6 protein-coding genes are annotated in these 13,355 nt (G+C 62.8%); 5 read left to right on the top strand and 1 reads right to left on the bottom strand.

Annotated elements, in window-relative coordinates; translation table 11 throughout:
* Positions 1–325: 325 nt before the first annotated feature.
* The 4 genes from ACFFP0_RS19630 to ACFFP0_RS19615 all read left to right on the top strand — a co-directional run bounded on the left by ACFFP0_RS19630 (position 326) and on the right by ACFFP0_RS19615 (position 11,433).
* The gene (locus ACFFP0_RS19630; RefSeq protein ID WP_377264335.1) at positions 326–1,492 is read left to right on the top strand and encodes a polysaccharide biosynthesis/export family protein; all 1,167 of its coding nucleotides are present in this window, start codon (positions 326–328) and stop codon (positions 1,490–1,492) included.
* A gap of 241 nt (positions 1,493–1,733) precedes the next feature.
* Complete coding sequence (locus ACFFP0_RS19625) at positions 1,734–9,185, top strand: type I polyketide synthase (RefSeq protein ID WP_377263891.1); 7,452 nt, start codon at positions 1,734–1,736, stop codon at positions 9,183–9,185.
* Entirely contained in the window at positions 9,185–10,615 is a 1,431-nt protein-coding gene (locus tag ACFFP0_RS19620; RefSeq protein WP_377263890.1) for an aminotransferase class I/II-fold pyridoxal phosphate-dependent enzyme, read from the top strand. The genes ACFFP0_RS19625 and ACFFP0_RS19620 overlap by 1 nt, the downstream gene beginning before the upstream one ends.
* Before the next feature lie 32 nt (positions 10,616–10,647).
* Positions 10,648–11,433: an SDR family oxidoreductase gene (locus ACFFP0_RS19615; RefSeq protein WP_377263889.1), complete on the top strand. Its 786-nt coding sequence runs from the start codon at positions 10,648–10,650 to the stop codon at positions 11,431–11,433.
* A gap of 18 nt (positions 11,434–11,451) precedes the next feature.
* Here the strand turns inward: ACFFP0_RS19615 and ACFFP0_RS19610 are convergent, their stop codons facing one another.
* Positions 11,452–12,237: a metallophosphoesterase family protein gene (locus tag ACFFP0_RS19610; protein WP_377263888.1), complete on the bottom strand. Its 786-nt coding sequence runs from the start codon at positions 12,235–12,237 to the stop codon at positions 11,452–11,454.
* Between the two features lie 322 nt (positions 12,238–12,559).
* Here ACFFP0_RS19610 and ACFFP0_RS19605 point away from each other — a divergent pair, with 322 nt between their 5' ends.
* Entirely contained in the window at positions 12,560–12,865 is a 306-nt protein-coding gene (locus ACFFP0_RS19605; protein WP_377263887.1) for a hypothetical protein, read from the top strand.
* The last annotated feature ends 490 nt before the right edge of the window (positions 12,866–13,355 follow it).

Genomic DNA, 13,355 nt, shown 5'->3' with positions numbered 1-13,355 from the left:
GCGGGGCGATCCTGTGGAAAACGCAGGAGAATCTTGCGGCCGGGAGGCTTGCGGATTGCCGGTTCCGGTCGAGGCCCGTTAACCACGTTGGTTAGAAAGCATTTAACTCAACTTGTTTAGGTTCCCCCGCAGATATTAGGCTGCTGTGGACTATGGCCTTAAAAGCGCACAGGAATTTTATTTTCAGCGGCCCCATGCGATCCGGCTTGTTGTTGGAAGCCCGGTGTGCTTTTCAAATGCGGCTGGATTCACGCAAGATCCATGTTGCCGCCCGGGCGCATGGTCCCGACTTGGAGTATCGAATTTGGTTCGAGTGACTGCGATCATGATCTGTGCGGTTCTGGCCGGCTGCCAAGCTGTGCCCGGTGAAGGACCGCTGACGGCGGATATCAAGGCGGATGCAGGTCAATCCCCCGTCCAGATCGGCCGGATCGATGCGGCAGTATTCGACATCGTCAAGGTGGACAACCGGACGGCGAAGCTCGTGTCCGATTATGTCGTCACCGCCCTCAATCGCCGATTCGGGATCGGCGGAGGCGCCGGCCGCGCGGTCATCGGCGTGGGCGACCAGCTGAAGATCAGCATCTTCGAGGCAGGCGCCGACGGCCTGTTTTCCACAAGCGATTCGAAGCAGACCAATCTCGACGTCGTCGTGCAGCAGGACGGCACGGCAGCCATTCCCTATGTCGGCACCGTCCGCTTCGTGGGCAAGACGCTGGAGGAGGCCCGCCAAGCTATCCTGACTGCTCTCAAGAGCAGGGCGGTCGAGCCTGACGTCATCGTCACTAGCGTCAATACGGCATCGCGAAAAGTGACCGTTTCCGGGGCGGTCGGGAACTCCTCCCAGGTGCCGCTGGGCCTTGTCGGCGACAAGATCACGGATGTGATCGCCAATGCCGGCGGTCCGACGGGCCAGCCGTACGAGACCTATATCACGCTGGTTCGCGGCCGGAAGACGGGCACGGCGCTTCTGTCCTCCGTCATCGACCACCCGAACGAGAATATCTACGTCCAGCCGGGAGACCAGATTTTCGTCGCGCGCGATCCGCGAACCTTTACCCTGCTCGGTGCGGTCAAGGGGAATGCCCGCGTCAACTTCGGGGCCAGTGATCTCAACCTGCTCGAGGCCGTGGCGCTCGGCGGCGGCGGGAACGACGCGGCGATCGACGCCAAGGGGTATTTCCTGTTCCGGTACGAGGAGCCGGATGTCGTGATGAGCCTGCTCGGCACGCAGCGCTTCAACGAGTTGTTGGGCAAGGGAATGAAGCCGGACAGGGTAGGTCGCTATCCGATCGTCTACAGTTTCGATATGACCCATCCGGATAGCCTGCTCGTTGGGCAGACGTTTCCAGTCAAGAATCGCGACGTGATCTATGCGTCCCGCCACAAGGCCGTCGATCTTGGGAAGTTCCTGACGTTGATAGGCACTCCGCTCGGGATCGCCTCGCAAGGGGCGGGCGTCGCCTATAGTGTCGAGCGGATTGGCAATTAGCCTGGGTGCGAAGAACTTTTTTCGGATTTTTGCCCCAGTTGCATAAGCTTTTGGAGCTATCGGCATGTCGCGTGGTTTTTTGTTATCTGGGCGTTGCCGGATCGCAGCTTTACGGTTTTATTAAAAGGTCCGAATGCAAGCAGGTTTTTGGTGACAACCCTCGATAAGTATGTTGTTAGAGTCATCAGGCGAGATGGCATGATTGCCTTGCCGCGGCAGGCGTAATGAACACCGAGTGACCATGACGATCGAAATTATCGGCAGGGCCTGCGTTGCCCCGGGCGCAAATTCTGTACAGGAGTTACAGAAGGTTCTGAGCGAGGGGCGCTGTACAATCACTCGGATACCGGACGATCGCTGGGAGAGCGCTCGCTTCTGGCATCCGTCCCAGGGCGTGCCCGGAAAAACCTATACCTTCGCCGCCGGGGTTCTCGACGATATCTATGCCTTCGATCCTGCGGTCTTCGGCCTGTCGCAGCGCGAAGCCATGCAGATGGACCCGCAGCAGCGCGTGCTCCTCAATCTCGTATGGCAGGCGCTGGAAGATGCCAATCTGCCGTGGGGCAAGCTCGCGGACGAGCGGGTCGGTGTCTATATCGGCGCGTCCAGTCTGGAGGCTGGGAACCTGATTTCCGAAGACCCGGCAGCCGGCAGCCCGTATTTCATGACGGGCAATACGCTGTCGATCGTTTCCAACCGCATTTCCCATGTGTTCGGTCTCAAGGGGCCGAGCATGACGATCGACACGGCCTGTTCTTCCTCGCTGGTGGCCCTCGACCAGGCCGCCGCCGCGCTCGAAAAGGGGGAGATCGACACGGCGATCGTCGGCGGTGTCAATCTGCTCGTCCACCCGTTGTCCTTTGTCGGTTTTGCCCAGGCGCGCATGCTTTCGCCGGAAGGTCTCTGCCGGGCCTATGATACCAATGGCCACGGTTACGTACGGTCCGAGGGCGGGGTCGTGATCGTTCTGCGTCGCTCGGACAAGGTCCGGCGGGAGCTGGATCGCAGCTACGCGCGGCTGCATGCCGTCGCGGTCAATTCCTCCGGCCGCACGAATTTCATCAGCCTGCCGTCGCGCGAAGCTCAGGCCGCGCTCCTGCAGTCGATCTACCAGGACAGTGCGATCGACGTGAACCGCCTGGCCTTTATCGAAGGCCACGGGACAGGCACCCGCGTCGGTGATCCCGCCGAGGTCTGGGCGATCGGCACGGTGATCGGCAAGAAACGTCGTGCGCCGGTGCCGGTCGGGTCGATCAAGACCAATATCGGTCATACCGAACCGGCATCCGGCCTGTTCGGCCTGCTGAAGGCGATGATCGCGCTCGAAGACAACTTCCTGCCGGCCTCGCTCCATATCGAAAAGGTCAACGAGGACATCGATTTCGACGGACTGAACGTCCGCGTCAACACGTCCGCGGTGAAATTGCTGCCCGCCAAGGAGGCGCGCTTTGCAGGCGTCAACTCCTTCGGTTTCGGCGGAACCAACGCGCATGTGGTCATCGGCGATCCGGAACGGCTGTCGCCGCCCGACCCCGCGAAAGGGGAAGGGGCGCTGTTCGTCGCGAGCGCCCACACGGTTTCCGCGCTCTCGAAGCTTCTCGAAGACTACAGGAGCTGTCTTTCCGCCGCCAGGCCGGACAAGGCGCGCCGCATCATCGGCGCCGCCGCGGCCAACAGGGAAGTCCTGCGCCATCGCTTTGCCGTCGAAGCCAAGGACAGCGACGGCGTGCTGCAGGCGATCGAGGCGCATCTCGCAGGGGAGGCTTCGCAGGGCGAGCGCGGCGAGGCGCCTGCCCAGAGCGCCAAGATCGCCTTCGTCTTTTCCGGAAACGGTGCTCAATGGGCCGGCATGGGTGTCGAGGCCTATCAGGAAAACCGGCATTTCCGGCAGTGTTTCCAGTCCTTCAGCGCGCTTTTCGAATATCATCTCGGCGAGAAGCTTACGGACCTGCTCGTTTCTCCGGATCTCGCCCTCCGGCTTGGCGACACCAAGATCGGCCAGCCCTTGCTGTTTGCCGTCCAGGCTTCGCTGTCGGATTGCCTCGTCGCACTCGGGGTCCGGCCGGATGCGGTTTTCGGCCATTCGGTCGGGGAAATCGCCGCAGCCTATGCGGCAAAGGCCCTGACGGCCGCGGAGGCCGTCGCAATCGTCGCCAAGCGTTCCCGGTATCAGGATCTTTTCGCCGGTCACGGCAAGATGGCCGCCGTCGTCATGTACGAGGAAGCTGCGCTTGCCTTCGCAAGGTCGCACGGCCTTGACGATATCTGCATCGCGGCTGTCAACGCGCCGAATTCGGTGACGATTTCCGGTCCCTCGGAAGAGATACAGGCGTTTCGCGATGCTGCGCGCAAGGCGCAGATCGTGGCCCACGTCCTCGACATCAACTATCCGTTCCATCACCCGATCATCGACAGCGCCAGGGATGCTTTCCTCTCCGATCTGCCGCAGATCGAGCCGGAAACCGGCACCTGCACGTATATCTCGACCGTAACCGGCGTCGTTCAGGACGGTCGCGGCCTGGATGCCGAATATTGGTGGCACAATGTCCGGGAGCCGGTCCTGTTCAAGGCGGCCGCGCAAGCCGCGCTGGACATGGGCTGCAATCTCTTCATCGAGATATCGCCGCGACCGATCTTGTCGAACTATGTCAGCGAGATCGCCAAGCAGCACTCGGCCCAGGCTGTCGTCACCGCCACCCTGCAGCGCGAAGCGCCGGTGCCGGGCAGGGACCCTGTCGCGCAATCCTTTGCCCGTGCGGTCGCCTATGGCGCTTCGCCGCTCATGTCGCGCCACAGCGGCAAGCGCAACGCGTATGTCGACCTGCCGCGCCTGCCGTTCGAGCCGATCGAATTGAGGAACCCGCCGACCACCGACGAGATCGACGTCTTCGGTCGCAACGGCAGAAAGCCCTATACCTTGCTGGGCTGGCGGAGCGATCCGAACGCGGCGCATTGGAAGAACCATATCGACGCGCGGCTTTTCCCGGATATTGCCGAGCATGTGGTGGATTCGCGCGCCATTCTTCCGGGCAGCGGTTTCATCGAGATCGCGGTGAATGCCGCACAGCGCTATTACGGCACGGAAGAAGTCGAGGTTTCCAATCTGGAGATCGTCCGGCCGCTGGAACTGCGCCAGGACCGCATGGTTGAACTGTCGACCCTGCTGTCGCCGGAAACCGGCCATATCGAGATACGGTCGCGCGAACGGTTGAGCCACGACGACTGGACGGTACACGCGATAGCCCGCAGCCGGCGCCCGATCGACGGCGAAGACAGCCCGACCATCCTAAGGCCGGAAGGCGAGCAGGGCACGGTCGTGACGTCCGATGAGGCCTATGAGACGGCCGAACGCTTCGGCCTTCAATATGGTCCCCGGTTCCAGCTTCTCTCGACGGCGACGGCATTCCGCAACGTGGTCGAGGTGAACCTGAAGCCTCCGGAAGCGCCGGAACATCCCTTTGTCGAATACAATCTGAACCCGTTCTCGGTCGATGCGGCCTTCCACGGCCTTGTTGCGTTGTTCGATCAGCTTTCCGGCAACGAGGCGGGCGCGCCTTATATCCCTGTGCGGTTCGGTTCGATCCGCGTGGCCGGCAAGGGTGGACCGATCGCCAGGGCGATGATCGAGATCGAGCGGTTCAGCGGATATTCGATCAAGGTCCGCTTCCAGTTGTTCGATGCGGACGGGAATTCGGTCGCGGTCTTCGACGATTGCCGTTTCCGCCGAACCTCCTTGAGGCGCCATCACACGCTGGCCTCCGTCTCGTTCCACTACGAGACCGTGCCGGCGGCGCTGTTTGCCCCGAGGGAAGCGGCGCAGCTCCAGTTCGCAACCGTGTTCGGCGAAGGCCGCGCCAAGGCATCCGACAACGCCACGTTGCTCCTCGACGCCGCGATCTACCGGGCCTGTCATGAAATCGCGGCGATCCTCGCGGACAACAGAGGCATCGTCACCGCCCGCCGCCTGCCGGATGATGCGGAATTCCGCACCTTTCTGATCAATTGCCTGTTCATCCTGGAGGATGCGGGCATCGCGATCACGGACGATAGCGAATGGCATATTCCGCAGGAATTCACCCTGCCGCCGGTGAGCGAGATCCTGCAGGAGGTCTATCGCGAAGATGCCGGCCGCGTCGCCGAGGCGGTGCTCGTCAACAATGCCTATCGGGATGCGCTCGAACGCCTTTCGATCGCGTCGCTTCGCGGCGGTGACGAGAAGGCCGCGAGGGCCGATACGGCCAGCGAGGCGACACTCGACCATGTGCTCGTCCATTCGGCTCTCGCCGGAAGGCGCCTTGCTGCCGTGGCCGAGGCCGTCGAGGCGGCCTTTGCCGCCCGCAATGGCCAAATTCGCCGTGTCCTGAAGGCCGGGACGACGTCGGTGGCGCTGAGTCGCCGCCTGTCTGCGATCACGGCGGAGAACGGAGCGGCGCTGATTGTCGCCGAACCGCGTGAAAGCCTGCGCCGCATGTTCGAAATCGCCTTCGAACACGATGTCCATGTCGTCCTTCCCGAGATGGAAAAGCTGAATGGGCTGCCGGCTGCCGATCTGGTGATCGTCGCAGGCACGCAGAGCCAGAAGCTTTTGTCGGCCAATGAGGAAATTCGGACCGCGATCCGCTCGGCGGCGGCCAGTGGCGCGCTCTTGCTTTTCGTCGATCGTGCACCCTCCGCCTTCAACGACTTCGTGTTCGGCCAGTCGGAAGGCTGGTTCGAGAACAGCCAGTCGGCGGAATTCCCGATCAGCCAGCTCGGCACGCCGCGCCAGGTCGAGGATCTCATCGCCGCCCTCGGTTTCGAAAAGCCGCATGCGGAAGAGCGCAGCTACCCGGAAGGCGCCCTGATCCTCGCGACCGCGGCATCGCGGGCGTTCCCGCAGGAAAATGCGACGGGCGAGCCCGCCGGGACGATCCTGGTGTTTGCCGAAACGGCTGGCCGTGCCGCTGCCGTCGGTGGTGCCGAGGTGGAGACCGTCGATATCGAAGCGGGCGAGAGCGCGCTTGCCGAAGCCTTTGCCTGCATCGAAGGGCAGCCGCTTCATATGGTCTATGTTGCGGAACGCAGGGGAGAGCGTGACGCCTCCGTGCTCTCGCAGGATCGCTTGCGCCGGCTGGGTCTCGTGGCGGAAACGCTGTCGGCGCATCTGAGGGGTGTCGGAACGTCCGGCGTGAAGCCGAAGCTCGCGATTGTCGCGCCGGGTGGATCTCCCCTGGCCGGCGGGCGGACGGATGAGGCCAATGCCGGGCTCTGGACGTTCGCTCGCGTTCTGCAGAACGAATATGACGGCTTCGATATCCACCTGCTGGATGCGGAAACCGGCGACGTCGCCACGTCGTCCGTGCTTGCGCAGATATTCTCCAGGCCTGCCGCCAACCGGGAATGGATGGTCGTCGACGGCGCCGTTCGGGAAGTCCGCGCCGCATCCGGCCCGTTCCCGTCCGGCGATGTCGTGCGTTCCGATTATAGCGCGGCGACGATCCGTCAGTTCGTCAGCGGCCGCGTCGACAGCATCGCATGGGAAGCATGCGATCTTCCGGTGCCAGACAAGGATGAAGTCGTTATCGCAGTCGAGGCGACCGGTCTCAATTTCCGCGACGTCATGTGGGCCATGGGCCTGCTGCCCGAAGAAGCCCTGGAGGATGGCTTTGCCGGCGCCACGATCGGCATGGAGCTGGCGGGGCGCGTGGTGGAGGCCGGATCGGCGGTGAAGGATCTCGCCCCGGGCGACCGGGTCATGGGGATCGCGCCTGCCGCTTTCTCGACTCATGTCCGCGTTCGCGGCGACGGCGTCACGAAGTTTCCGGACAAGATGGGTTTCTCTGCCGCAGCGACCGTGCCGGTTGCCTTCCTGACGGCTTATTACGCCATGGTTCATCTCGGTCATATCGAGAAGGGCGAGACGATCCTGATCCACGGCGCGGCGGGTGGTGTTGGCCTTGCGGCCTTGCAGATCGCCAAGCTGAAGGGTGCGACAGTCATCGCCACGGCCGGAACGGTCGAAAAGCGCCGCTTCCTGGAAGCGCTGGGGGCCGATCACATCTTCGATTCCCGCTCGCTCGATTTCGTCGCCCGCGTGCGTGGCGTCACCAATGGCGAGGGCGTCGACCTCGTATTGAACTCGCTTTTCTCGGAAGCCATGGAGCGCAGCATCGAACTGGTGAAGCCGTTCGGCCGCTTCCTGGAGCTCGGCAAGCGCGACTACTACTCCGACCGCAAGATCGGGCTGAGGCCTTTCCGCCGCAATGTCAGCTATTTCGGCATCGACGCGGACCAGCTTCTCGTTAGCCTGCCGGCTGTCACCAGGAAGATATTTACCGAGATCGGACGCCTGTTCTCCGAGGGCAGGCTGACGCCGCTTCCCTATCGCGCATTCGGTCACGACGAGATCGGCAGCGCGTTCCGACTGATGCAGAATGCGGGTCACATCGGCAAGATCGTGGTCCGGCCTCCGGTTTCCGGCAGGGACAAGGTCCTGGTCGCCCCCGGCAAGCCGTTGCGGTTCTCGGAAGAAGGCGCCTTCTTGGTTGCGGGCGGCATCGGCGGCTTCGGCCTCGTTGCGGCGGAATGGCTGGTGGCCAGAGGCGCGCGTCGCATCGCGCTCTGCTCGCGCCGCGGGGTTGCGGATGACGATACCTCGACCGCGATTGCCGCATGGCAGAAGAAAGGCATCCGCGCGAGCGTGCATGCCTGCGATATCACCGATGAGGCGGCGACTGCCGCGCTGCTGGACCTCCTCCGGGCGGAAGGTCCCGTGAAGGGCGTGATCCATGCGGCCATGGTGCTCGATGATGCCCTGCTGTCGAACCTGACGCCGGAGCGCAACAGGCCGGTCGTGGATGTGAAGGTGAGGGGAGCGGAGGTTCTGCACCGCCTGACCGGGAAGGACGATCTCGAACTCTTCCTGCTCTTCTCGTCCGCCACGACGATGATCGGCAATCCGGGGCAGGCGAACTACGTCATCGCCAACGGCTATCTCGAAGGGCTTGCCCGGGCGCGCCGGGCCTCCGGCCTGCCCGCGCTGGCCGTCGGCTTCGGCGCGATCGCCGACACCGGCTTCCTTTCGCGCAATGCCGAAGTCAACGAGATGCTCGCCAAGCGCATCGGCAAGACCGCGATGAAGGCGCGCGAAGCGCTGGAACAGGTCGAGCGCTACATCGTCGCCGACACCGGCAGTGTCGATGCGGCGGCTGTGATGATCGCGGAAGTCGATTGGAGCGCCGTGCGCATGCTGCCGATCGCCAGGGGCGCGATCTTCGAGACGATCGTCCGGCAGGCCGGCAGCGGCAATGCGGTGGCCGATGGCGACACGATCGACCTGGAGGAGATGATCCACGGCAAGTCGTCGGAGGAGGCGCAGCAGATCCTCCACAAGCTGGTGGCCGCCGAGATCGCCGCGATCCTGCGCGTCAGCGAGGATACCGTAACCCCGGACAAGGTCCTGAAGGAGATCGGCCTCGACAGTCTGATGGCGATGGAGCTCGGTATGGGCTTCCAGCAGAAGACCGGATTCGATATTCCATTGAGCGGCGTCGGCGACGATACGACCGTCAGCGATGTCGTCACGCGCCTGCGTGAGCGCGTGTCGAAGCACAATGACGAGACCGAGGACGCGGCCCCGGCCCAGAGCGAGGTGGTGGACAGGCTCGTGAAGAGCCATTCGGTCTCCCGAGAGCAGAAAGCGGCGACGCAGTGATGAAAAAAGGTCCGGACGATGAAGTTTCCTCAGGGCTCGGCGCTGAGGGAAAGCGCGGCCTGCTGGACAAGATGCGTCAGGCAAGCGAATCGTCAGGGCGCAATCGGGCCGCACGTTTGAACCGGCAGCCTCAGCCACCGGCGCGTCCGGTCCTGCGCTTCGACGAACTGCCGGAATATCAGCGCGTTCAGCTTCAGCGCATGGCCGGGGACCTGACCGGCGTCGCCAATCCGTTCTACCGTTCGCATGACCGGGCGGCCGGGGCGACCACGACCATGGGCGGGCGGGAATTCATCAACTTCGCCTCTTATGACTATCTCGCCACCAATACCGATCCGCGCACGAAGGAAAGGGCGAAGGCGGCGATCGACCGGTTCGGCATATCGGCTTCGGCAAGCCGTCTTGTCGCGGGCGAGCGACCGGTCCATACGGAACTCGAAGGGGAATTAGCCTCGGTTTACGGTGTCGATGCCGCCGTCTGCTTTGTGAGCGGGTATCTGACCAACGTCGCGGCGATAAGCTGTCTCGTGGGACCGCAGGATCTCGTCGTCCATGACGAATTCATCCACAACAGCGCGCTTGCGGGCATCAAGCAGTCCGGGGCGACAAGGCGGCTGTTCCGGCACAACGACATCGAGAACCTGGAATCCGTGCTGCGGACGTTGTCTGCCGATTTCCGGCGGATCATGGTCATCGTCGAAGGCGTCTATTCCATGGACGGCGATATCGCCGATCTGCCGGCGCTTCTGGAGCTGCGGTCCCGCTACGGTTTCTGGCTGATGGTGGACGAGGCCCATGCGCTCGGCGTGCTGGGGGCGAGGGGGCGCGGAACGTTCGAGCATTTCGGCCTCGATGCGCGTGACGTCGACATCTGGATGGGAACGCTTTCCAAGACGACATCGAGCTGCGGTGGTTACATCGCCGGTTCGCAGGCTCTTGTCGATATCCTCAAGGCCGAGGCCGGCGGCTTCGTCTACAGTGTCGGTCTCGCGCCCGTTCTGGCGGCCGCGGCACGTTCGGGCCTCGATATCCTCAGCAGCGAGCCGGAGAGGACCGAAAGGCTGCATCGCAACGGCGCGCTTTTCCTCGAATGCGCCCGGGCGGCCGGCCTTGATACGGGGCTGAGCGTCGGTTTTTCGGTCGTGCCGGTCATCGTGGGGGATTCGCTGCGCGCCGTGCAGCTTTCCAACGATCTGCTGCAGGAAGGGATCAACGTCCTGCCGATCATCCATCCCGCGGTGCCGGAAGGCATGGCGAGGCTGCGCTTCTTCATCACGTGCGATCATACCGAGGAGCAGATCCGCCATTCGGTGGAGGTCACGGCCCGCAAGCTCAAAGATTTACAGGACCGCAATTTCGGCCTAGCGTCGCTCGACATGGACCAGATCATGCAGCTCGCGCCCTTGCTGCAGGCGGCCGGAAAATCCTGAATTCGGCTCAAACCCCAGGCGAGCGGGATCATATGCATGTCATCGTCACCGGCGGGTCGAGCGGAATCGGTCTGGAGGTCGCAAGGCTTTATGCGGCGCGCGGCGCGCGGCTGACGCTTGTCGCTCGCGGTCTTTCAAGGTTGGAGGCGGCGCGTCGCGAACTGCTCGCCATGGGACATGTTTCCGATGCGGCCATCCGCATCGCAGCCGTGGATGTCGGTTCCGATGCCGGCCTTTCCGTCGCCATGGCGGCGGCTGAGGCCGAGTTCGGCTCCTGCGATGTCCTGATCGCATCGGCGGGCGTCGTCGAACCTGGACTGTTCGAAACCCTTTCCGGCGAGGTCTTCGCGGAGCAGGTCGCCACCAATCTTCTTGGGGTAGCCAACGCCGTCCGGGCCGTTTATCCCGGCATGAAGGCGCGCGGGAGCGGCCGCGTCATGATCGTGTCCTCCGGTGCCGGGCTGATCGGCCTCTACGGCTACACCGCCTATTGCGCCTCCAAATCGGCGCTTTCAGGGTTCGCCGAGGCGCTTGCCATGGAGGCTGCCGGATCGGGCGTCGGTATCTCGATCTGCTTTCCCCCGGATACATACACCCCGCAGTTCGAACGCGAACTGGCAAAGCGCCCCCGGGAGGCGCAGGCCCTCATGGGCAAGGCCCGGCCCTGGACCGCGAAAGCCGTTGCCGCGCGTATCGTGCGCGCGGTCGATCGCGGGACGCCGAGGCTCTATTTCGGCTTTTCCATCGCGGCGCTCGGCCGCTTCGGTTCGCTGGTCAAGCCGGTCCTGTACTGGTGGTATCGGCGGAAACGGTCCTGAGATCCTGAGGCCATGGCCTCACAGAATGGTCACGCGCCCGGCGTCTATCTTCAGCACGGCCAGCGAGCCCGTGTAGTATGCGCCGGTGTCGATGCCGATCCGGCCCGGCCCGCGATCGGGTTGGGGCTTGGGCGTGTGGCCGTGGACGACGAGAAGGGGAAGCTGCGGCCCTTTTGCAAGAAACGGCTCGCGAATCCAGAGCAGATCCTCGTCCTTCTGGTCCTCGAGCGGTATGCCCGGCCTGATCCCTGCATGAACGAAGAAAAGGTCGCCCACCTTCAGGCAGACCGGCAGCTCGGCGAGGAATTGCGCGTGCGACGCCGGCACGGCTTCGGAAAGCAGTTCCACCAGCCGCGCGCCGCGGCTTTTCTGGCGGGCGCCCAGATGGTGCAGGTCGATGCCATAGGAGATGAGGGTCTGCTCGCCTCCCAGCCCCAGCCATTCGGAATAAAGGTCCGGTTCCTTGAGGAACTTGGAGAAGATGTCGTCGTGATTGCCGCAAAGCGGAATCCTCTTCAGACCAAGCTCGCTGGGCCTGATGAGATGTTCGAGGACCTGGCGCGAGCCAGGGCCTCGGTCGACATAGTCGCCAAGCAGGAGGACGAGACCGATGCGTCCCGTCGCCTCGATGTCCGCGGCGATCCGCGCCTCGGCGTCCTTCAGTTCGTTGATGCAGCCGTGAACGTCGCCGATGACATAGATCGGATAGCTGGGCGGGGACGAACCGAAATCGATCCTGCGGCGGCTGGGTGGGGGCGTCCTGGCCGGTCGGAGTCTGGAAAGCCAGTCCGTTAGTTTTCGCATGCTTGGTGATGTCCGTCGGAGGAGTCGTATGGACGTGCATTCTGTCCAGTGCAGCATTAACAAATAATCAAACCCCATGCACATCACGCAATTGAAATCGCATGATTGCGGACCGGCGATGCCGGTTTGGAGCCGCCTCGTGGATATCCGCCGTGCGGCCTGCGCGGATGAGAGGCAGGCGATGCGGCTCGTACCATATTTCTGCATGCCTTGCCTGAAAGACTTCAATGTGAATGTCTTCCCGGCTATACCCTGTCCGGCCGGCAGTTGACGGTGCCGGGATGACTGCTTAGCCTTGGGTTCTGACCTGTGGAGTTACTTGATGCGTGCTGTTTTGGCTTTTCTTTTTGCTGCGGCTGTTGCAACGGCGTCTTCTGCCGAGGATGCCGTGAAGATCCGGCCTGCTTCCGAGGCCGAGATCCGGCAGAATCTCAAAGGGGCCGGCGAACTGACGGACGGGAAGGACGGCTACCAGTACAGGAAGGGCAAGTCGACCGGATACAAGATTTCCGATGGCCGGATTTGCGTGCGCAAGCCCCGTACGCAGGTCGATTGCGTCGACGTCCTCTTCAACGGCAAGGAGCTTGAGATCGTCGACCGTCGCGGCAACCGTGAAACCCTGAAGTAAGGCCGGCGGCTCAGAACACGACGACGACGATCGCGATGATGATCGCCCACAGCGCGAGAGAGATCGCAAAAGCCATCAGATAATTTCGGAATCGCTTTGTCATGGGAGGGATCATGCATCCCTCACCGCATGGTTCACGATCAATCAACGGACATGGTTGATAGACCGACAATGTTCCTGCATGGTTTTCGTGTCATTGTGGGAATGTGGTCCGAAACGCGACAGGGATATTGTGGAAAAGCCGGCGCATGAGGTTTTTCATGGTGGTTTCGGGGTATCCGGCCGTCCGCCGTGTTTATGAATGCATGGCTGGAAGTCGATCGGGACGGGCTGTTGCCGGATCTCGCGGTAAACCATCATTTCCGCTAGATCGTGGTGACGATTTAGGGAATTGGGATTCCCAAAGTTGAGCAAATCGGATTCAACGTTGATTTTGGAGATCAGCGATGGATTGTGATGCACTTCGAGACGATCAGTGGGAACGGATCAA

The sequence above is a fragment of the Neorhizobium puerariae genome, from assembly GCF_042429745.1.
Classification (GTDB): domain Bacteria; phylum Pseudomonadota; class Alphaproteobacteria; order Rhizobiales; family Rhizobiaceae; genus Neorhizobium; species Neorhizobium puerariae.
Note: the sequence above shows the minus strand (reverse complement) of the source record. Positions and strands in the feature narration are given on the sequence as shown.